Genomic DNA, 22,579 nt, shown 5'->3' on the forward strand with positions numbered 1-22,579 from the left:
GAAAAATGAAATCTCTTGTCAATTTTATTCAAAAAACACTCAGCATTACCGTGGTGAGCATTCTTGCTACGATGTCGTGCTTAGTTTTTCTCAATGTGGTGTTACGTTATGGCTTCAACAGTAGTATTAACATCACCGAGGAAGTCTCTCGCTATTTATTTGTGTGGCTGACTTTCCTTGGCGCAATTTTAGCCTTTAATGATGATCAACACGTTCACGTAACGATTTTAACCCATAAGCTTTCTGCTTATCAGCGTCATCTTCTCAGTCTATTGACTGACGGACTTATGTTGTTCTGTTGCTATTTGATTATTCGCGGTGGCTGGACACAATTTGAGCTTAATTTAACCAATTATGCCCCCATTTCTGGATTACCACAGGGGATCACCTACTTAGCAAGCGTTGTTGCTGGTGTCTTTATTGGCTTACTGCTAAGCATACGTTTCGTTGCAAACCTTCGTTTATTATTGAAAGGGGGCATTCAATGACCGTTATTATTTTCCTTTCTGTTTTACTCGGTGCGATTATTTTAGGTATTCCCGTTGCTTTCTCACTCTTAATTTGTGGGATTGCCTTGATGATCCATTTGGATTTATTTGATGCTCAAATTTTGGCACAACAAATTGTGAGCGGTGCAGATAGCTTTTCATTAATGGCTATTCCCTTTTTTATTCTTGCCGGCGAAATTATGAATGAGGGCGGGTTGTCCAAACGCATTATTGATTTGCCAATGAAATTAGTCGGACATAAGCGTGGTGGGCTAGGATTTGTTGCTATTTTAGCTGCAATGATTATGGCAAGTTTATCCGGCTCGGCGGTGGCGGATACCGCGGCAGTGGCAGCAATGTTATTACCAATGATGAAAACCACAGGCTACCCTTTAGGGCGTTCTGCGGGATTAATTGGTACTGCGGGTATTATTGCCCCGATCATTCCCCCTTCAATTCCGTTTATTGTGTTTGGCGTGGCGAGCGGGGTATCCATTACAAAACTCTTCTTAGCAGGTATCTTCCCCGGCGTATTAATGGGCTGTTGCCTAGCCGCACTATGGTGGTGGCAAGCAAAACGGCTTAATTTAATGACATTTTCTAAAGCAACAAAACAAGAACTATGTATTTCCTTTAAAAACAGTGTATGGGCGTTGTTATTACCTGTCATTATTATTGGCGGATTCCGTTTAGGCATCTTCACTCCAACAGAAGCCGGGGCAGTTGCGACGTTCTATGCCCTGTTTGTGGCAGTATTTATCTATCGCGAACTAAAGATCAGCGCGTTATATAAAGTGTTATTTTCCGCAGCAAAAACAACCGGCGTGGTAATGTTTTTAGTGGCAGCTGCGAATGTAACGGGGTGGCTCATCACCGTTGCAGAGTTGCCTCAAATGATTACAGAGTTATTAGAACCTTTGATTAACTCACCAACTTTATTGCTGATTGTCATTATGCTGGTGGTATTTATTGTGGGTATGGTAATGGATTTAACCCCAACCGTGTTGATTTTAACCCCTGTGTTAATGCCACTAGTTGAAGAGGCGGGCATTGATCCCGTGTATTTCGGCGTGCTATTTATTTTAAATACGTCGATTGGGTTAATTACCCCACCTGTCGGTAATGTATTAAATGTAATTACGGGCGTGTCAAAACTGCCATTTGATGAAGCCGCAAAAGGCATTTTACCTTATATGTTAATGATGATTATTTTGCTCTTTGCTTTCATCTTTGTCCCTTCATTAATTTTAACGCCACTTTCGTGGATGCAACCTTAAACCCAAGGAGAGAACTATGAAACTATTCAATCTAAAAACCTTAGCAACCTTAGTAACCAGTGCGTTTATGCTTGCTTCAACCGCTAATGCGGCAACCACATTACGTTTTGGTTATGAAGCTCCTCGTAGTGATACACAACACATTGCCGCGAAAAAATTTAATGAATTGTTAAAAGAAAAAACCAAAGGAGAATTAAAGCTCAGCTTATTTCCAGATAGCACCTTAGGTAATGCACAAACGATGATTAGTGCAGTACGCGGCGGCACTATTGATATTGAAATGTCTGGTTCACCGAATTTTACTGGGTTAGAACCGAAATTAAATGTGATTGATATTCCGTTTATTTTTAAAGATCGTGAACACGTGTATAAAGTGCTAGACGGTGAGATTGGACAAGGGTTATTGAAAGATCTTGAAGCGCAAGGATTAAAAGGCTTAGCATTTTGGGACGTCGGATTCCGTGCCTTTTCTAATTCTAAACACCCCGTAACTAAACCTGAAGACATTAAAGGATTGAAAGTGCGTACAAACCAAAATCCAATGTACATTCAAGCCTTTAGCCTATTAGGTGCAAACCCCGTTCCAATGCCACTTTCAGAGCTTTATACCGCGCTTGAAACCCGTGCGGTGGATGCACAAGAACATCCCATTGGCATTTTCTGGTCAGCAAAATTGTATGAAGTACAAAAATATTTAAGCCAAACCAATCACGGTTATACGCCATTAATTGTTGTGATGAACAAAGCCAAATTTGATGGGCTTAGCCCAGCATTACAACAAGCGATTGTTTCTGCGGCAAAAGAAGCGGGGCAATATCAGCGTGATCTGAATGTAAAAAATGAACAAGAGATTATCGCGAATTTACGCAAAGCAGGGGTAGAAGTGATTGAAAAAGTCGATACTACCCCATTTAAAACAGTAATTGAAGCGGACGTACGCAAATCGTTTATTGATAAACACGGCGATACCTTAGTAAAAGAAATTGATGCGTTAGCACAATAATTCATCGGTCAATCATTAGAGAAAGTGCGGTGTAATTTTTACGCATTTTGTATAGAACACCGCCACTTTTTGATTGAAGAATAAAAGAGGTTGCCTGATGAATTGCAGTTTGGAGTAGAAAGAATGGATTACTATTTAGGCATTGATTGCGGTGGTACCTTTATCAAAGCCGCATTATTTGATGCAAAGGGCAAAATGTTTGCCTGCATACGAGAAAATGTGCCAGTCATTAGTGAGCAAGCCGGCTATGCGGAGCGTGATATGACGCATTTATGGCAAGTTTGTGCTAACGTCATCAAAAAGACCATTACGCAAAGTGAGATCTGCCCGACACATATTAAAGGAGTTGGCATTTCTGCTCAAGGTAAAGGTGTTTTTTTACTTGATCAACAAAATGCCCCGCTTGGACGAGCCATTCTTTCCTCAGATCAACGCGCATTAGAAATTGTACGGCAATGGCAACAAGCTGGGATTTCTGAAAAATTATATCCCCACACACGGCAGACATTATGGACCGGACACCCTGTTTCGATCTTACGCTGGCTTAAAGACTATGAACCTGAGCGTTATCACAATATCGGGGCAATCTTGATGTCGCACGATTACCTACGTTTTTGTTTAACGGGGGAATTGGCTTGTGAAGAAACCAATATTTCGGAATCCAATTTATACAATATGCAGACGCAACACTATGATCCTCAGTTAGCGGAAATGCTTGGATTAGATCACATCACCGAAAAACTGCCCCCAATTGTCAAAGCCAATCAAATTGCCGGCTACGTCAATGCCGAAGCTGCCAAACTCACTGGCTTAGCCCAAGGTACGCCCGTTGTAGGGGGATTGTTTGATGTGGTTTCTACGGCACTTTGTGCTGGATTAGATGATGAAACAAAATTAAATATCGTGTTAGGGACTTGGTCTGTTGTGAGTGGCGTGACAGATCATATTGATGATACTCAACACATTCCCTTCGTATATGGACGTTATGCACAAAAAGGCAAATTTATTATTCACGAAGCTAGCCCCACTTCAGCGGGCAATCTTGAATGGTTTGTAAAAGAATGGGGCAATCTGAGTTATCAAACCATCAATGATGGCGTTGCCGCATTACCCGTCAGTGAAAGTGCGGTGCTTTTTGTGCCATTTTTATATGGTTCAAATGCAGGGCTTGGTATGAAATCAGGGTTTTATGGTATTCAAGCTCATCACAACAAAATGCATTTATTCCAAGCGATTTATGAAGGTGTGCTATTTAGTATGAAATATCACCTTGATCGTATGTTGCAACGATTCCCTAATCCACAAGTGTTGCGTATTACAGGTGGTCCTGCAAAATCCCAAGTATGGATGCAAATGCTCGCTGATCTCACGGGAATGAAAATTGAAGTCCCTGAGATTGAAGAAACAGGCTGTCTTGGCGCGGCAATGATGGCAATGGAAGGCACGCGAGGGCATACAATGCCAATAACAGCCAAACAACAATACTTTATACCTAATTCGCAAAACTTTGCAATTTATCAGAAAAAATATCAGCGTTATCAACAGTTTGTTTCCGCATTACAAGCCTTGCTGTAAACAAAAGTGCGGTTGAAATTTTATGACTTTTTATTAGGACGAAACAATGAGAAAACACAAACTCGGCATTTACGAAAAGGCCCTACCCAAAAACATCAGCTGGCAAGATAGACTTTCCATCGCCAAAGCCTGTGGCTTTGATTTTGTCGAAATCTCCATTGATGAAACAGATGAACGATTGAGCCGGTTAGATTGGAGCAAGGCGCAACGCCTTGAACTGGTGCAAGCCATTATCAATACGGGCGTCACCATTCCCTCAATGTGCCTTTCTGCCCATCGCCGCTTTCCTTTTGGCAGTCACGACGAAACGCTTCGCCAAAAAGCCTATGAGATTATGGAAAAAGCTATTCAGTTGGCGGTAGATGTGGGTATCCGCACCATTCAATTAGCGGGTTATGATGTGTATTACGAAGAACAAGACGAAAGTACGTTAGCACGCTTTCAACAAGGAATGGAATGGGCGGTTGAGTTAGCGGCAAGCAATCAAGTCACACTTGCAATGGAAATTATGGATACCCCCTTTATGAGTTCCATTACCCGCTGGAAAAAATGGGATAACCTCATTCGCTCCCCTTGGTTTACTGTCTATCCTGACCTCGGCAATCTTTCTGCGTGGAATGATAATGTGGTCGAAGAATTACAATTAGGCATCGAAAAAATTTCCGCGATTCATTTGAAAGACACCTATAAAGTTACCGAAACCTGCAAAGGACAGTTCCGCGATGTCCCCTTTGGCAAAGGCTGCGTAGATTTTGTTACCTGCTTTAAAACCCTTGCCGAGCTAAATTATCGCGGGGCGTTTCTCATTGAAATGTGGACAGAAAAAGCCGATGAACCGATTGAAGAAATCATCAACGCACGCCGTTTTATTGAACAACAAATGCAACAAGGAGGATTCCAATGCTAGCCGAATTACGCGAAAAAGTGTTACACGCCAATCTCGCCCTACCAAAACATCATTTGGTCACCTTTACGTGGGGAAATGTCAGCGAAATAGACCGCACTTCAGGGCTGCTCGCCATTAAGCCATCAGGGGTGGACTATGACAAGATGACGGCAGAGGATATTGTGATTGTCGATATGCATACAGGGGAACGCGTGTGGGGAAATAAAAAACCGTCTTCAGATACCCCAACCCATCTTGCTCTGTATCGTCAATTTCCTGACATTGGCGGGATTGTGCATACCCACTCACGGCACGCCACCATTTGGGCGCAAGCTGGATTAGATTTAATTGCCGCCGGCACAACCCACGCGGATTATTTTTATGGCAGCATTCCTTGTACGCGAAAAATGACTGACGAAGAAATTAACGGGAATTACGAGCTTGAAACCGGCAATGTGATTGTAGAAACCTTCCGCCAACGCAAGATTAATGCGAAAGAGGTGCCAGCCGTATTAGTCCATTCACACGGACCTTTTGCGTGGGGAAGCGATGCGGAAAATGCGGTGCATAACGCGGTTGTGTTAGAAGAAATTGGCTATATGAATTTATTCAGCCATCAGTTAAATGCAAATTTAACCTCAATGCAACCCGTGTTATTGGATAAACATTATTTGCGTAAACACGGCAAAAATGCGTATTATGGGCAGTAAAAGGAGGCAATAATGGCAAAACCGTTATTACAAATTGCATTAGATTCACTAACTCTTGAAAAAGGATTAGTGGATGCCAAACAGGCCGCCCCTTTTGTTGATGTGATTGAAGTCGGGACGATTTTAGCTTGTGCAGAAGGAATGAAATCAGTCAAAATTTTGACCGCACTTTATCCTGAACATATTATTGTCTGTGATCTAAAAACAACCGATGGTGGCGCAATTCTCGCGCAAATGGCCTTTGATGCCGGCGCTGATTGGCTGACAGTTTCGGCGGCAGCACATCTAGCAACCAAAGCAAGTTGTCAGCAAGTTGCAGACGCCTTTAATAAAGCCCACCCCGATCTGAAAGTAAAAAAAGAAATTCAAATTGAATTGTATGGTAACTGGACACTTGATGATGCAAAACAATGGTTAGATCTCGGTGTAACGCAGGCGATTTATCACCGTTCTAGAGATGCTGAATTAGCAGGGAAAGGCTGGACAGAGACGGATCTTCACTTGATGAAACAACTTTCTGAACTTGGTTTTTCGCTTTCTATTACGGGAGGCATTGTTCCACAAGATATTCATTTATTTAAAGAGATTAAAAACGTGAAAGCCTTTATTGCAGGCAGAGCGTTGGTTGGGGATAGCGGACAAGCGACGGCGAGCGCAATATTAACTGAAATAGATCGTTACTGGTCGTAATGCATTCTTTCAGCCCCTTATCAGATACCAAACGATGATGTTTGGTATCTTTTATTCATTAGGCATAAAGCTTATAAATACTAATCAAATTAATTGCTATTTTTTCACAATAAATCGGGTAGAATAGCCAGAATTCAGTTTTTACATTTGATAACTAGGAGAACAAAAATGTCGAATCGAAAAGAATTAGCCAATGCCATTCGTTTTTTAAGTATGGATGCCGTACAAAAAGCCAAATCAGGGCATCCGGGGGCGCCAATGGGAATGGCGGATATTGCAGAAGTATTATGGCGTGATTTTTTAGTACATAACCCAACCAATCCTAAATGGTCAAACCGCGATAGATTTGTGTTATCAAATGGTCACGGCTCGATGCTTATTTATAGCTTATTACACCTTACTGGCTATGATTTATCTATTTCCGACCTTCAACAATTCCGTCAATTACATTCCAAAACTCCGGGACACCCTGAATATGGCTATGCACCGGGCGTAGAGACCACCACCGGGCCATTAGGTCAGGGTATTACCAATGCGGTAGGTATGGCAATTGCAGAGAAAACCCTTGCTGCCCAATTTAACCGCCCAGACCACGAAATTATCAACCACTACACTTACGCCTTTTTGGGTGACGGCTGTTTAATGGAAGGGATTTCACACGAGGCGTGTTCATTAGCGGGAACCTTAGGCTTAGGCAAATTAATCGCTTTCTATGATGACAACAATATTTCCATTGATGGCGAAGTAGACGGTTGGTTCACCGATAACACAAAACAACGTTTTGAAGCCTATAATTGGCAAGTCATTGGTCAAATTGACGGGCATAATCCCGAAGCCATTGCTGAGGCAATTAAACAAGCGCAAGCAGAGAAACATCGCCCAACCTTGATTATCTGTAAAACAACCATTGGTTATGGCTCACCAAACAAAGCCGGTTCACACGACAGTCACGGTGCGCCATTAGGTGAGGAAGAAATCGCCTTAACCCGTAAAAATTTAGGATGGAACTACGCACCGTTTGACATTCCAGCAGAAATTTATGCCCAATGGGATGCGAAAGAAAAAGGTCAGCAAGCAGAACAGGCGTGGAATGAAAAATGGACAGCCTATCGCCAAGCTTATCCTGAATTAAGTGCTGAGCTTGAACGTCGCTTAAGCGGGGAATTACCGGCGAATTGGACAACCGAAAGCCAAGCATTCATTGAAAAATTACAAGCAAATCCTGCCAGCATTGCGAGCCGTAAAGCCTCACAGAACGCCATTGAAGCTTATGCGCCATTATTGCCAGAATTGTTAGGCGGTTCAGCGGATTTAGCCGGGTCTAACTTAACCTTATGGTCAGGTTCACGCCCAATTCGTGCAACAGCAAACCAAGATGGTAATTACCTCAACTACGGTGTGCGTGAGTTCGGTATGTCTGCCATTATGAATGGAATTGCCTTACACGGTGGCTTCATTCCTTATGGTGCAACGTTCTTAATGTTTATGGAATATGCGCATAATGCCGTAAGAATGGCAGCATTAATGAAACAACGTGCGTTATTTGTTTATACTCACGACTCCATTGGTTTAGGTGAAGATGGCCCAACTCACCAGCCAGTAGAACAAACCGCGACATTACGTTTAATCCCAAATTTAGAAACGTGGCGTCCGTGCGACCAAGTGGAATCAGCAGTCGCGTGGAAAGCCGCCATTGAGCGTAAAGATGGCCCGAGCGCGATGATTTTCAGCCGCCAAAATTTAACTCAAATGGACAGAACCCCAGCACAATTAGCAAATGTCGCACGTGGTGGTTATATTTTAACAGATAGCGAAGGTACGCCAGATTTAATCTTCATTGCAACTGGTTCAGAAGTTGAATTAGCCGTAAAAGCCGCGGAGCAACTTCGTCAAGAAGGTAAAAACGTGCGTGTGGTTTCAATGCCTTCAACTAACGTGTTTGACAAACAAGATGACGCATACCGTGAAAGCGTGTTGCCAAGTAACGTGACCAAACGTGTTGCTATTGAAGCAGGCATTAGCGAATTTTGGTATAAATACGTTGGTTTTGGTGGACGAATCGTGGGAATGAACACCTTTGGCGAATCAGCACCAGCGGGTGAATTATTCAAACTGTTCGGCTTTACCGTAGAAAATGTCATCGCAAAAGCGAAAGAAATTCTATAATTTTTGACCGCACTGTCATTTTGGTAAAAACCTTGAGTTTCGGCTCAAGGTTTTTTTGTTTGTGTATAGAGTCTCTGAATTATCCTGAGTTCTTGCTATATTTTTCAAATCTTTTCTCTCAAAATTTGATCCCTGCCACAAAAATGAAATTTATTTTTCATTTTTATTTTATTTGAAATGAAAGTGTGATTATATAGTGCCTGAATAAGTCTTAGGGTAACGAGGAGAGAAAGATGAAAACAGTTAGACTGACAGTTGCACAAGCCTTAATAAAATTCTTAGATAATCAGTATGTTGAATTTGATGGCAAAGTGACGAAGTTTATTGAGGGTATCTTTGGGATCTTTGGACACGGAAATGTGCTGGGATTAGGACAAGCGCTTGAGCAAAATTCAGGCGATTTAATCGTTAGACAAGGACGTAATGAACAAGGAATGGCACACGTTGCTATCGGTTTTGCTAAACAGAAATTACGTAAACAAATCTATGCGTGTACATCTTCAGTTGGACCAGGTGCTGCGAATATGATTACTGCTGCTGCAACTGCAACAGCCAACCGTATCCCTTTACTTTTATTACCGGGCGATGTATTTGCGACACGTCAGCCAGATCCAGTGTTGCAACAAATTGAGCAACCTTATGATTTAAGTATTAGCACGAATGATGCTTTTCGAGCGGTGAGTAAATATTGGGATCGTGTAAATCGTCCAGAGCAGCTAATGACAGCCTGTATTAATGCAATGCGCGTACTGACAGATCCAGCGGAAACGGGGGCAGTAACGATTGCTTTGCCACAAGATGTACAGGGGGAGGCTTATGATTTTCCAGAGGCATTCCTAACAAAACGTATTCATCGTATTGAGCGTACATTACCAACAGAACCAATGTTACAAGATGCATTGGCATTAATTCAATCAAAGAAAAAACCACTTATTATTTGTGGTGGTGGAGTACGTTATTCAGAGGCAGCAGAACAATTAAAAGCCTTTGCTGAAATCTATAATATCCCCTTTGCCGAGACGCAAGCAGGAAAAAGTGCGGTGATTTCTTCCCATTATCTGAATGTTGGCGGGGTGGGTGAAACGGGGTGTTTATCTGCTAATTTACTTGCCAAAGAAGCGGATCTAATTATTGGTATTGGGACAAGATATACAGATTTTACCACTTCTTCAAAATGGATTTTCCAACACCCTGAAGTGAAATATCTTAACATCAATATTGCTCGTTTTGATGCTTATAAATTAGATGGTGTACAAATCACTGCGGATGCAAAAGAAACGTTAGAAAAATTGACCGCACTTCTCGCATCAACAGGCTATCAAAGTGCGTGGGGGGAAGCAATTTCTCAAGCTAAGCAACAGTTTGAACAAGAATTGGAGCGTCTTTACCACCTATCTTATAACGAAAATAATTTTATCCCAGAAGTAGATGATAATTTAAATCGTGCAGAAGTATTTGAAGAATTTATTAGGCTTACTGATTCTCATTTAACCCAAAGCCGTGTACTGGGTATTTTGAATGAAACATTAGGGGATAATGATGTGATTGTTGGAGCAGCAGGTAGTTTACCTGGTGATTTACAACGAGTATGGCAATCTAAAGGTGTTAATACTTATCATTTGGAATATGGTTATTCTTGTATGGGCTATGAGGTAAATGCTGCTCTTGGGGTGAAATTAGCACAGCCACAACGAGAAGTTTATGCGTTGTTAGGTGATGGTTCTTATATGATGCTTCATTCTGAATTGGTTACCTCTATTCAAGAAGGCAAGAAAGTTAATGTAGTCTTGTTTGATAATATGACCAATGGTTGTATTAACAATCTTCAAATTGGACACGGTATGGATAGCTTTGCGACAGAATTTCGTTTTAGAAATGCGGAAACAAATAAGCTCAATGGCGGTTTTGTTCCCGTTGATTTTGCTATGAATGCGGCTTCTTATGGTTGTAAAACCTACCGTGTAACGACAGAAGAAGAACTGTTCGAAGCCTTGTATGATGCACAAAAACAATCTGTCTCTACCTTAATTGATGTGAAAGTACTACCGAAAACAATGTTGCATTCGTACGGCAGTTGGTGGCACGTTGGCGTCGCAGAAGTTTCCGAAAAAGAACGAATTCAACAGGCTTATGAAAATGCAGTAAAACGCATAAATGAAGCAAGACGTTATTAATTATTCATTGTTTAAGAAGGAAAAATTATGAAAGCTGAAAATGTAAGATTGGGGATTGCACCTATTGGTTGGACAAACGATGACTTACCTGAATTAGGCGCAGAGAATACTTTTGAGCAATGTGTGAGTGAAATGGCGCTGGCAGGTTATACAGGGTGTGAAGTAGGAAATAAATACCCGCGCGATGTGGACGTATTGAAGCATAAGCTCAGTGTTCGTGGCATACAAATTTGTAACGCGTGGTTTAGTACTTTCTTTGTGGATGGAAAAAAAGAGCAGACTCTACAAGATTTTATTAAACATCGTGATTTTTTACACGCAATGGGAGCGAAAGTAATTGGCTGTTCCGAACAAAGTCGCAGCATTCAAGGCTTACCGAAATCAATTTTTAATGAGAAAACGGTTTTTACGGATGCAGAATGGCAGTTATTAGCTGAGGGGTACAATGAATTAGCTAAATTAGCAGCCGAAAAAGGAATGCGAGTGTGTTTACATCACCATATGGGAACAGGGATTCAAACGCCAGAAGAAATTGATCGTTATATGTCCGTAGTAAATGATGATGTCTATCTTTTATTTGATTCTGGTCATTTGTACTACTCTGAAGGTTCTCAACACGCGATGCTTGATGTCCTAGAGAAATATATCGATCGCATTATTCACGTTCATTTGAAAGATGTTCGTGATGAAGTGGTTAATGAAGTGCGGTCGAAAAATCTTAGTTTTTTAGAAGGCGTGAAAAAAGGAACATTTACTGTACCAGGTGATGGCGTGATTGATTTTAAACCTATCTTTGAAATCTTAGATAGACATAATTACAAAGGCTGGATGGTGGTAGAAGCAGAACAAGATCCTGCTGTTGCTAATCCATTTGAATATGCGGTGAAAGGTCGTAAATATATTAAAGAGGTAGCAGGAGTTTAATATGATTAAAGTAGGTATTATTGGTGCTGGCCGTATTGGCCGCGTGCATTCTGAAAGCATTAGTAAATATGTTAAAGGGGCAGAAATTAAAGCTATTTCAGATATTCGTGTCACAGATGAACTTCAGCAATGGGCGAAAGAAATAGGTATTCCAAATGTTTATGATGATTACCAAAAGATTCTGCAAGATCCTGAAATTGATGCTGTGCTAGTTTGTTCTTCAACCAACACCCACGCCCCAATTTCTATCGAAGCAGCGCGGGCTGGTAAGCATATTTTTTGTGAAAAACCAATTGACGCGAATGTGGCGCGCATTCAAGAAGTGCTTAAAGAAGTGGAAAAAGCTGGGGTGAAATTCCAAGTGGGATTTAACCGTCGTTTTGATCATAACTTCAAAGCAATAAAACAACGTGTAATTGCAGGTGATATTGGTGAGCCTCATTTAATTCGTATTACCTCAAGGGATCCAGCTGCACCGCCGATAGAATATGTTAAAGTATCGGGAGGAATGTTCTTTGATATGACAATTCACGATTTTGATATGATCCGCTATTTATCTGGCAGTGAAGTCATAGAAGTTTATGCAACAGGTAGTGTACTTGTTGATCCAGCTATTGGTGAGGCTGGTGATATTGATACTGCTGTGATCACCTTGAAATTAGCTAATGGCGCAATTGGCATAATTGATAATAGTCGTAAAGCCGTTTATGGTTATGATCAACGTGCGGAAGTATTTGGGTCAAAAGGTGCAGTACAAACGCGTAATGATACAGATTCTACTGCAGTATATTCTTGCGAAACAGGCATTATCTCAGAAAAACCAAAATACTTTTTTTTAGAGCGCTATATGCAATCTTTTGCCGATGAAATGGTATGCTTTGTGGATTCAGTGGTGAATGATAAACCCACATTAGTCAATGGTAACGATGGTTTACAACCCGTACTTATTGCCCTTGCAGCAAAAAAATCTTTAGATGAAGGGCGACCTGTTAAGTTGAGTGACATTGCTTAAAAGGATTGAAAACAAATGAGAGCCAAACAGCTCTCATTTTTTATGGGTAAACAAGATGTATGTGTATTCCAAAACATTTAACAACTCATCGATATGACTGTACGCAATATCGTTTATTGTGGTTATCAACACTACCTTGTTTTACATTGTGATTTGTTTGATTAACGTAACCCCAATTCAAAAATAAGGGATTCGGCTTGGCAGCTAAAGGTAAAATCTGCGCTGAGTAAAAAGCCATTTTCAACCGGGGTAATTTCTGCCTTAATTTGGCAAGGCTCAGTTTCTGCACTTCGCGCTTTGGCTGTGAATTCGGTTAAAGCCTGTTCGGCGTCTTCTTTGCTGGTATAAACACGTTCAAGATGGCTGGTACAATTACTGTTATCAATAATTGTTCCGACATCAAAGGTATTACAGCCAACGCATTCTACGGGATTCTCTTTTTTCATTTTATGACTCCTATTTTTAATTTTTATATGATAAATGCGGTTTAAAAATATTGAAATTTTATACCGCACTTTATTTTTATGCAAAAAAAGCGATGAGTTATCTCATCGCTCTTTAATCATTTACACATCATAAGTGGTTGATGCGGTATTACCACCACGTCCTGTCCAGTTAGTATGGAAAAATTCACCACGTGCTTTATCTTTACGTTCATAAGTATGTGCGCCGAAGTAATCACGTTGTGCTTGAAGTAGGTTAGCTGGTAAATTTGCTGAAGTGTAGCCATCTAAGAAGGTGATCGCACTTGCCATACACGGCATTGGAATGCCCACTTCGATAGATTTTGCCACTACTTTACGCCAATCACTTAAGGCATTTTCTAGGATGTTTTTAAAGTATGGATCTGATCCTAAGAAAATTAAATCTGGGTTTGCTTCATAAGCATCACGGATATTTCCTAAGAAACGGCTACGAATGATACAGCCTTCACGCCATAATAATGCGGTTGCGCCATAGTTAATATTCCAGCCGAAGTTTTCAGAGGCTTCGCGGATTAACATAAAGCCTTGTGCATAAGAGATAATTTTTGAGGCAAGTAACGCTTTACGCACCGCTTCAATCCAAATCTGTTTATCTCCTTCCACAGGCTGAATGGTTTTGTTGAACAATTTAGAGGCGGCAATACGTTGATCTTTAAAGGAAGAAACGCAGCGTGCAAACACAGATTCTGTAATCAAAGTGAGTGGAATGCCGAAATCAAGGGCATTAATTCCTGTCCATTTACCCGTTCCTTTTTGTCCCGCGGTATCCAGAATTTTTTCAACTAATGGCTCACCATCACTATCTTTATAGCCAAGAATATCGGTGGTGATGTCGATCAGGTAGCTATCTAGTTCTGTTTTTTTCCATTCAGCAAAAATCTGTTGCATTTCTTCATAGCTTAAGCCTAAGCCATCTTTTAAGAATTGGTAAGCTTCACAAATTAATTGCATATCACCGTATTCAATGCCGTTATGCACCATTTTGACGAAATGTCCAGCGCCTTCTTGCCCAACCCAATCACAGCAAGGTTCGCCTTTATCTGTTTTGGCGGAAATCGCTTGCAAAATAGGTTTCACATAAGGCCAAGCTTCAGCGTTACCACCGGGCATAATAGATGGCCCGTGGCGCGCACCTTCTTCACCACCAGAGACACCAGCACCGACAAAACGAATGCCTTTTTCTGCTAATTCTTTCACGCGGCGGTTAGTGTCTGGGTAGTTTGAGTTTCCCCCGTCAATAATGATGTCGCCTTCTTCTAAGTGAGGTAGTAAGGCATTGATAAATTGATCAACCACTTCACCTGCACGTACCATTAACATCACTTTGCGCGGTTTTTCTAATTTGCTCGCCAAATCTTCTAGCGAGTAAGCGCCAATAATATTTGTGCCTTTTGCCGCGCCTTCTAAAAATTCGTCCACTTTTGAGGTAGTACGGTTATACGCCACCACTTTAAAGCCGTGGTCATTCATATTTAAAATTAAGTTTTGTCCCATTACCGCTAAACCGATAACGCCGATATCGCCTTTTTGACTCATAACTTTCTCCTGTTTCGTTATAATCAGTTGCTGCCTTTATGAAAGGCTAGGTTGATGAAATCTGTTGTTGAATAACCACAGATTTCTGCAAAATAATCTGCTGAAATTCTGATGATGTTGCTGCCCAATCCACAAGATCCACTTGCCAAGGTAAATCGCTTTCTGAAAAAGCGTTTTCTACTTTACACAGCGTTCTTAAGGAAAGGGGCTGTGTTGTCATTACCACTAAATCGAGATCTGAAAAGGGATGTGCTGTGCCTTTTACCCTTGAGCCAAAGGCACGCACTTCATACTCGCTCAAGTAAGTGCGGAGTATTTTTTCTACAATTTCAAGATGTTGGGGTTGAATATCAATCATCATTATTACGCTGCTGTAATTGGTTGAGCAAGTTCTTGGCGGAAGCTAAAAAACCGATCATTTGTTCATAAACTTGTTGCGCCTTATTTTGATCGTAAGTATGCGAGGTGACGTTGCGCATTTTGCGATAGAGCAACCAATCTTCCACTTGCTCAATTAAGCCTGCTTTTGCACTCAAACGCAAAATATCACGGAAATCTGCACTGTCAATTTCATCGGGGGCTTCTGCAATCAGTTTTAATTGGCGTTTCATCATTTTGATGCTTAACTCATAAACGAATTCAAATTTTTGAATGCAACCAGCGATAAGGGTATCTTGCACAATATTTTCTTGTGCTGTAAACCATTGCTTATCCGCCAATTTGGCTAAGGTCATTTCAAGTGAATTAAACGCCTTTTCTAAGGCTGAGAGATCCAGTTGCTCCATTTATTTTCCCAATAAAAATTTGCTAAAAAATCACCGCACTTTTATTTTATTACAACAACTTTGCTGCCTCTTTATCCAAATACCACTCCGTTACGCCATTTTTCGCCTTGATTTTCGCGGCGGGGTAAGGCAGATTTTCGGCTGGCGTGCTTTGAATTTCTTTTAAAATTTCCGCTTTAGCTCCCCCTGTTACCAAATAGGTAATGCGTTTGGCTTGCTCAAGCAATTTGGCGGTTTTGGAAATTCGCACTTGCCCTGTTTCTGGATGTTTGGCAATCACTGCTAAACTCTCGTCATCAAAATTGGTTTGATGTGGGAATAATGAAGCGGTATGCCCGTCTGCCCCCATACCCAAAATAATCCAATCAAACTCGCCGTTTGGCACGACTTCTGCAAGTTCATTTTGGAAGCGTGAGAGTTCCTGCTCCACAGGGGCTTCACCACGAATGCGGTGAATATTTTCTGCTGGAATCGCAATATGATCGAACAATAATTTTTGCACTTCGCCATAATTGCTTTCAGGATCAGAAGGCGCAACCATACGATCATCGCCCCACCAAAAATGCAAGTTTTGCCATTGGATAGCTTGGTTATACGGTGCTGTTGCCAAGGTTTTGAACAAAAGTTTTGGCGTGCTGCCACCTGAAAGAGAAATATGCACAGGGCGTCCTGCAAGACTATATTGCTTTAATTCTTCAGCAATTTTTTCTACCGCACATTGCGCATTATCAAAAATAACGGTGTTCATTGTGTTCTCCCATTTCCTCTCAATCATTGAGGGAAAGATATTATACTTTTTTCTTCATCAGCCCACTTGGTTTACGCCAAACTCGTCCTGTGCGTGCAATCAGTTTATCGGCTTCCTTTGGCCCCCAAGTGCCGGCTTCATAGTCATAAATACGTCCACGAGCGGCTTTGTAATCTAAAATAGGTTGCACAAATTTCCAACAGGCGTGTACGGCATCAGTACGCGCAAACAAGGTGGCATCGCCTTTCATTGCGTCCAGTAATAAACGATCATAAGCACTTAATAAGCTTGGTTGAGCAAGATCCGCATAGCGGAAATCCATTGAGACTTCTTTTGCTTCAAAACCTGCGCCCGGCTTTTTCAAACCAAAACGCATTGAAATACCTTCATCAGGCTGAATACGAATAATCAGTTTATTTTCAGGGGCATTTTGGCTAAATACTGGGTGTGGCGTCGTTTTAAAATGAATAACCACTTCAGTTACGCGGGTTGGTAAGCGTTTTCCTGTACGGATATAAAACGGCACGCCAGCCCAACGCCAGTTATCAATTTCACAACGTAATGCCATATAAGTTTCAGTATTAGAATCCGGTGGTACGCCTTTTTCTTCAAGGTAGCCCTTAACCTCTTTACCGTCAATAACGCCACGAGTATATTGCCCTAGCACGAGATTATTTTTCACATCTTCTTCACTTAATGGGTGTAGGCAATGCAATACTTTTGCCACTTCATCACGCATTGAATCCGCGTTAATAATGGCGGGCGGTTCCATTGCAACCATCGCAAGCACTTGTAATAGGTGATTTTGGAACATATCACGCATTGCGCCAGAGCCATCGTAATATCCTCCACGTTCTTCTACACCAAGCTGTTCAGCCCCAGTAATTTCAATATAATCAATGAAATTACGGTTCCATAACGGCTCAAATAGACCATTAGAAAAACGTAATACTAATAAGTTTTGAACGGTTTCTTTGCCAAGATAATGGTCGATACGATAGATTTGATGTTCTTCAAAAAAGCGATGAATTTGAATATCAAGTGTTTTGGCAGTTTTAATATCATAGCCAAAGGGTTTTTCCACAATTAAACGCTTCCAGCCATAGTCTTCGGTATTTAACCCGTGTGCCGCAAGACATTCAGGAATCACGCCGTACAGGCTTGGTGGTGTGGACATATAATAAAGTGTGTTGCCTTCAGTGTGATATTTTTCGTGCAATTCGGTTAAGCGAGGCACGAGTTTGGCGTAATCTTTGGCATCAGAGGTGTTGATGGTTTGGTAATACAGATGGCTGCAAAATTGCTCAAGTATTTCGCCTTCCGCTTTTTCTGTCTTGATTAAGGCTTGACGCATTTTTGTGCGGAATTGCTCATCCGTCATTTCTGTTCTTGCTACGCCTAGCACGGAGAAATCTTCCGCTAAACGCCCGAGTTTGTATAAGTTGTAAAGTGCAGGGATTAATTTACGGTGCGTTAAATCACCTGATGCCCCAAAAATCACGATACAGTTTTTTTCTGCGTTGTGGTTTGTCATATGATTGCTATCCATTTTTAAAAGAGTGGTAATAATATGCGCAAACTCGGCAAATTACCAATAGTTCTCATTAATTAAATTGAAAGATGTTGTGCCAGTTTAATTGTGCGTCTGCCACCATAACAAAATCAGGGTTTACTAAGCTTTCACGCTGATTGTAAGTGAGTGGCTGGAAATGGCGATCAAAAATTTTACCGCCCATTTCAGCTAAAATAATTTCAGCTGCTGCGGTATCCCATTCCCCTGTTTCGCCTAATCGAATATAACAATCTGCCGCCCCTTCTGCAACTTTTACGCTTTTTATGCCACTTGAGCCAATAATCTCAAAATGGTAATTAAAATTTGGTTGCAAAATTGACCGCACTTTCTTTTTCGCAGAATGCGATCCCACAACAATACGAATGGGCTGTGATAAATTAACCGGTTGTCTGTTAAGTGCGGTGGTTTTTTGAGTTGTTTTTTTATAGGCGCCTAAGCCCTGTGCGGCGTAATAGGTTTGTTTGGTTTGCGGGCAATGAATCACACCTAGCACAGGGCGATGATGATGTACCAAGGCAATTAATACTGAAAAATGCCCTGTGCGATTGATAAATTGTTGCGTGCCATCTAAGGGATCAACAAGCCAATAGGTTTGCCATTGCTGTCTTTCGTGAAAAGGGATTTTACAATATTCTTCTGATAAGACGGGATAAGCAGGGGTAAGGGCGCGAAGCTTTTCCATTAAAAATTGACTGACAAAAAGATCTGCTTCTGTAACTGGGGTATTATCCGCTTTTATGTATGAAGTAAGATTTTTGTTGTAAAACCGATTGAGGTGATGGCCCGCTTGTTCTGCGATCATTAGTACCGATTGTAATAAAGAAGAATCAAATAACAAAACCGCCTCCCAAAAGATGAACCAGATCCAGATAATGAAATGAGTATAGCAAAGGGGATAAAAAGAAAAAAGGGCAAGTATTATCTTGCCCTTAATTAACAAATAGAGATAAATTGAAACAGATTATCGCTTATCCTTTTTTCGCCCGAAGTACACGTAATGCATAAATCACGATACCCGCGATAAAGACCGCGAAACCAAGCCATTCTGCTGTGCTATCCCAGTTTTCCAGCGAAAGTGCTAATGGTGCATCTGAGCCACCAGAAGTCACGGAGGCAGCAATAATGAAGGCAAGGATAACGCCAATTAAACTTTCCCCAACGATTAAGCCTGCGGCAAATAGCGTACCGTAGCGATCGGCTTTTTTCTTCACTTCTTCCACATTTTTACCATTACGATGGGCATAAGCGGTTAAATGGCGATTAATAAACCAAGCCAGTACCGCACCAATGACAATTGGCATATTTACAACAGGTGGTAAATAAATCCCCATTCCCACGGCAAGTGCAGGTAACGCAAAACGATTATGGCTTGCTTTTTTCAATAGAAGATCAAGCATAATGAGGACTAAACCTAATCCAATCCCCATAAAGATATAAGACCATTCTAAATTGCTAGAAAAAATACCTGTTGCAATGGTAGTCATTAAGGTTGCTTGTGGCGCTGAAAGTGCTTGAGAAGGATCCATATCAGCGCGTGGTAATGCTCCCGTAAAGCCATAAGCGTGATAAAGAATTTCTAATACTGGGGCAATAACTAATGCACCAACAACACAACCGATAATCAGTGCGACTTGCTGACGCCAAGGTGTGGCTTCAACTAATAGCCCTGTTTTTAAATCTTGTAAGTTGTCATTTGAGATTGCCGCTGTGGTAACCACAATAGAACCAGAAAAAATAGTCAGTGCAGTTAAAAATTTCATTCCTTCTGCGCTTTCAATAAGCCCTGTGAATTTACCTAATGCGAGTAAGGTTAAGGAAATAAGTACCACAGAAATGATTCCAATTCCTGAAATTGGGCTAGATGATGATCCTACAAGTCCAGCCATATATCCACAGGCTGCAGCAACGAAGAAACCAATAAATACTGCTAATAGCGTACATACAATAACAAATAAGAAGGCATACTCAGTCGCAATTGGCGCTTCTGCGATAAAATGGTGTAATGCAACCATAATTAATGCAACAGATGTAATCGTGATATAGATCATTGATTTAGGTGATAAATCTAACTGAGTACGTTCACTACTTTGCGCTGATGGATCTTTTAATGCTCGGAAAGATTGTGCCATTCCTTGGATCATAGGCTTCATTAAGACAAGTAAGGTCCAAATCGCCGCAATACCAATGGTACCCACACCAATAAAACGCACTTTACTTTTCCAAATACCCATTGCATAGCTAATCATCTCGCCATCAACAGGCATTGATGATGCGCTAGTGAAATAGGGAACAGCAATTCCCCAAGTGAGAAAAATACCGATTAAAATTGCAATACCACCGACAATACCGACTAAATAACCTGCGCCTAATAAAGCGAAAGAAAACCCCATCGGTACTTGGAAAACTGCATTACCACCTTTAAACCATAAACTTGCCCCATCAGCAATAATGCGCAAGCCATTTGTTGCAAAACTGACTATTGCAGCAATGATACCTCCAGTCGCAATTTCTTTGATACCTGTATCATTTTCTCCTTCTTGGTGATTTCCTGCTTTAAGAATTTCAGCCGCAGCAACCCCTTCAGGATAAGGTAAATCACTTTTAGCCACCATCACTTGACGCAACGGGACAGTGAAAATCACCCCTAAAATTCCCCCTGATGCACAAATTAAAAGGGTTTGCCAGAATGGAAAATCTTGCCAATATCCCATCATTAATAAGCCCGGGATAACAAAAATCACCGAAGAGAGTGTACCTGCGGCAGAGGCTTGGGTTTGTACCATATTATTTTCTAGAATAGTTGACCCAGAAAACATTTTTAATACTGCCATAGAGATTACAGCGGCAGGAATGGATGAAGCAAAAGTTAGCCCCACCTTTAAGCCTAAATAGACATTTGATGCGGTGAAAATCACCGTAATTAACGCACCTAAGAACATTCCTCGGAAGGTAAGTTCTTTTAAACTTGGCGCTGAGTGATACGAAGTTTGCATATTTCTCCCAAATTTTGTAATAAAAACATTTCATTCTATATCAATTTTATCTAATAAGATCAATTTTTTGTTTTCATCTTCCGTTATGGCATAAAATACGATAAAAAATGACCGCACTTGATTAGGAGAAAGAAATGGCAAAACAAAACGTGCGTAATGCGGATAAAAATGATGAAGTTCGTCTAGATAAATGGCTTTGGGCAGCTCGATTTTATAAGACGCGTACCATCGCAAAAGAAATGATCGATGGCGGTAAAGTCCATTACAATAATCAGCGTACTAAACCGAATAAAACCGTCGAAGTGGGCGCATTGATCAAATTACGTCAAGGCAATGAAGAAAAAGAAGTGCAAGTGTTAGCCCTTTCCACCCAGCGACGTGGTGCGCCAGAAGCACAATTATTATATCAAGAAACCGCACAGAGTGTTGAAAAACGGGAAAAATGGGCCATTGCACGCAAAAATAATGCCCTTTCTATGCCAAACCCTGAACGCCGACCAAATAAAAAAGAGCGACGAGATTTACTTAAGTTTAAATATCAAGAGTAGCCTTGTTATTTGTAGAATGATCCCAATATAAAGGCAAATTGCCAAGTTAATGAACTCATTGATCTAATCTGTACTTGGCGTTATTTAAGTATTATTGAGGACAATATGACATATCAAGCTGACAACGACAAACTTTATCGTTATTTATTTAAACATCGAGCGGTACGTGGTGAATGGGTACGGTTAAATCAAAGTTTTAAAGAGACCTTAAATACCCACCATTATCCGAAAGTGGTGCAAAACTTACTGGGTGAAATGATGGTGGCAACCAGTTTACTCACCGCCACATTAAAATTTAATGGCAGTATTACCGTACAAATTCAAGGTGATGGACCACTTTCTTTAGCCTTAGTGAATGGTTCGGATGATCAAAAAATCCGCGCATTAGCCCGTTTACAAGGTGAAGTACGTGATGAGATGACACTAAGTGAAATGATTGGTAAAGGGGTGTTAGTCATCACTATTACGCCTACTGAAGGGGAACGTTATCAAGGTGTGATTAGCTTAGATAAACCGACGATTACGGAATGTTTAGAAGATTATTTTGTACGTTCTGAACAGTTACAAACGCAGTTAATTATTCGTACGGGCGAATTGAATGGCGAACCTGTGGCAGCAGGAATGTTATTGCAAGTAATGCCTGACGGCGTGGGCGAAGAAGGGGATTTTGAGCATCTTGCTACGCTGACTGCGACGGTAAAAGATGAGGAAATCTTTGGATTAAGTGCCGAAGAGCTACTTTACCGTTTATATCACGAAGAAACCGTAGAAATTTATCCCGCACAAAATGTGGAATTTTTCTGTGGCTGCACCCAAGAGCGTTCAGGAAGTGCATTGCTTTTACTACCAGAAAATGAAATTGATGAAATTCTTGCAGAGCATAATGGTAGCATTGATATGCAATGTGAATGTTGCGGCACGCATTATTTCTTTAATAAAGAAGCAATTGAGAAATTGCGAGAGTAACCCTCATAAACAATAACAAAGAAAGCACGGACTGGGTTCG

The 22,579-nt window shown here is 41.0% G+C and carries 21 protein-coding genes; 13 read left to right on the forward strand and 8 right to left on the reverse strand.

Going from position 1 to position 22,579, the window contains the following annotated elements; all coding sequences use genetic code 11:
* The first annotated feature begins 5 nt into the window (after positions 1–5).
* The 11 genes from L4F93_RS04875 to iolG all read left to right on the forward strand — a co-directional run bounded on the left by L4F93_RS04875 (position 6) and on the right by iolG (position 12,905).
* Complete coding sequence (locus tag L4F93_RS04875) at positions 6–488, forward strand: TRAP transporter small permease (RefSeq protein WP_250351379.1); 483 nt, start codon at positions 6–8, stop codon at positions 486–488.
* Complete coding sequence (locus tag L4F93_RS04880) at positions 485–1,765, forward strand: TRAP transporter large permease subunit (RefSeq protein WP_250351380.1); 1,281 nt, start codon at positions 485–487, stop codon at positions 1,763–1,765. The genes L4F93_RS04875 and L4F93_RS04880 overlap by 4 nt, the downstream gene beginning before the upstream one ends.
* Before the next feature lie 16 nt (positions 1,766–1,781).
* Positions 1,782–2,768, forward strand: coding sequence for a TRAP transporter substrate-binding protein (locus tag L4F93_RS04885; RefSeq protein ID WP_250351381.1), 987 nt, complete (start codon positions 1,782–1,784; stop codon positions 2,766–2,768).
* Between the two features lie 123 nt (positions 2,769–2,891).
* Positions 2,892–4,343, forward strand: coding sequence for an FGGY-family carbohydrate kinase (locus L4F93_RS04890; protein WP_250351382.1), 1,452 nt, complete (start codon positions 2,892–2,894; stop codon positions 4,341–4,343).
* A gap of 46 nt (positions 4,344–4,389) precedes the next feature.
* Complete coding sequence (locus tag L4F93_RS04895) at positions 4,390–5,250, forward strand: L-ribulose-5-phosphate 3-epimerase (protein ID WP_250351383.1); 861 nt, start codon at positions 4,390–4,392, stop codon at positions 5,248–5,250.
* Positions 5,244–5,939, forward strand: coding sequence for an L-ribulose-5-phosphate 4-epimerase (gene araD / locus L4F93_RS04900; protein WP_250350878.1), 696 nt, complete (start codon positions 5,244–5,246; stop codon positions 5,937–5,939). Before L4F93_RS04895 ends, araD begins: the two co-directional genes overlap by 7 nt.
* A gap of 12 nt (positions 5,940–5,951) precedes the next feature.
* The gene (locus tag L4F93_RS04905) at positions 5,952–6,629 is read left to right on the forward strand and encodes a 3-keto-L-gulonate-6-phosphate decarboxylase UlaD (protein ID WP_250351384.1); all 678 of its coding nucleotides are present in this window, start codon (positions 5,952–5,954) and stop codon (positions 6,627–6,629) included.
* A gap of 168 nt (positions 6,630–6,797) precedes the next feature.
* Positions 6,798–8,795, forward strand: coding sequence for a transketolase (gene tkt / locus L4F93_RS04910; protein WP_250351385.1), 1,998 nt, complete (start codon positions 6,798–6,800; stop codon positions 8,793–8,795).
* 233 nt (positions 8,796–9,028) lie between these two features.
* Positions 9,029–10,969: a 3D-(3,5/4)-trihydroxycyclohexane-1,2-dione acylhydrolase (decyclizing) gene (iolD, locus tag L4F93_RS04915; protein ID WP_250351386.1), complete on the forward strand. Its 1,941-nt coding sequence runs from the start codon at positions 9,029–9,031 to the stop codon at positions 10,967–10,969.
* Positions 10,970–10,996: 27 nt separating this feature from the next.
* Positions 10,997–11,893: a myo-inosose-2 dehydratase gene (gene iolE / locus L4F93_RS04920; protein ID WP_250351387.1), complete on the forward strand. Its 897-nt coding sequence runs from the start codon at positions 10,997–10,999 to the stop codon at positions 11,891–11,893.
* A 1-nt stretch (position 11,894) separates the two neighbouring features.
* Positions 11,895–12,905: an inositol 2-dehydrogenase gene (gene iolG, locus L4F93_RS04925; protein ID WP_250351388.1), complete on the forward strand. Its 1,011-nt coding sequence runs from the start codon at positions 11,895–11,897 to the stop codon at positions 12,903–12,905.
* A gap of 161 nt (positions 12,906–13,066) precedes the next feature.
* Here iolG and L4F93_RS04930 read toward each other — a convergent pair whose 3' ends face one another.
* From L4F93_RS04930 to L4F93_RS04965, 8 genes are all read right to left on the reverse strand, one after another.
* Positions 13,067–13,351: a YfcZ/YiiS family protein gene (locus L4F93_RS04930; protein ID WP_250351389.1), complete on the reverse strand. Its 285-nt coding sequence runs from the start codon at positions 13,349–13,351 to the stop codon at positions 13,067–13,069.
* A 120-nt stretch (positions 13,352–13,471) separates the two neighbouring features.
* Positions 13,472–14,926, reverse strand: a complete 1,455-nt coding sequence (gnd, locus tag L4F93_RS04935) for a decarboxylating NADP(+)-dependent phosphogluconate dehydrogenase (RefSeq protein WP_250351390.1) — start codon at positions 14,924–14,926, stop codon at positions 13,472–13,474.
* Between the two features lie 46 nt (positions 14,927–14,972).
* On the reverse strand, positions 14,973–15,284 hold the full coding sequence (locus L4F93_RS04940; protein WP_250351628.1) for a nucleotidyltransferase family protein: 312 nt from the start codon (positions 15,282–15,284) through the stop codon (positions 14,973–14,975).
* Complete coding sequence (locus L4F93_RS04945) at positions 15,277–15,711, reverse strand: nucleotidyltransferase substrate binding protein (protein WP_250351391.1); 435 nt, start codon at positions 15,709–15,711, stop codon at positions 15,277–15,279. The genes L4F93_RS04940 and L4F93_RS04945 overlap by 8 nt, the downstream gene beginning before the upstream one ends.
* Before the next feature lie 49 nt (positions 15,712–15,760).
* On the reverse strand, positions 15,761–16,459 hold the full coding sequence (pgl, locus tag L4F93_RS04950) for a 6-phosphogluconolactonase (protein WP_250351392.1): 699 nt from the start codon (positions 16,457–16,459) through the stop codon (positions 15,761–15,763).
* A gap of 40 nt (positions 16,460–16,499) precedes the next feature.
* Positions 16,500–17,993: a glucose-6-phosphate dehydrogenase gene (gene zwf, locus L4F93_RS04955; RefSeq protein ID WP_250351393.1), complete on the reverse strand. Its 1,494-nt coding sequence runs from the start codon at positions 17,991–17,993 to the stop codon at positions 16,500–16,502.
* A gap of 70 nt (positions 17,994–18,063) precedes the next feature.
* Positions 18,064–18,834: a 3'(2'),5'-bisphosphate nucleotidase CysQ gene (cysQ, locus tag L4F93_RS04960; RefSeq protein ID WP_250351629.1), complete on the reverse strand. Its 771-nt coding sequence runs from the start codon at positions 18,832–18,834 to the stop codon at positions 18,064–18,066.
* A gap of 166 nt (positions 18,835–19,000) precedes the next feature.
* Complete coding sequence (locus L4F93_RS04965) at positions 19,001–21,025, reverse strand: OPT family oligopeptide transporter (protein ID WP_250351394.1); 2,025 nt, start codon at positions 21,023–21,025, stop codon at positions 19,001–19,003.
* 134 nt (positions 21,026–21,159) lie between these two features.
* Here L4F93_RS04965 and hslR point away from each other — a divergent pair, with 134 nt between their 5' ends.
* Positions 21,160–21,573, forward strand: a complete 414-nt coding sequence (hslR, locus tag L4F93_RS04970; protein ID WP_250351395.1) for a ribosome-associated heat shock protein Hsp15 — start codon at positions 21,160–21,162, stop codon at positions 21,571–21,573.
* 105 nt (positions 21,574–21,678) lie between these two features.
* Positions 21,679–22,539, forward strand: coding sequence for an Hsp33 family molecular chaperone HslO (gene hslO / locus L4F93_RS04975; RefSeq protein ID WP_250351396.1), 861 nt, complete (start codon positions 21,679–21,681; stop codon positions 22,537–22,539).
* Positions 22,540–22,579: the final 40 nt, after the last annotated feature.

This window comes from Avibacterium sp. 20-132 (assembly GCF_023611925.1).
GTDB lineage: Bacteria > Pseudomonadota > Gammaproteobacteria > Enterobacterales > Pasteurellaceae > Avibacterium.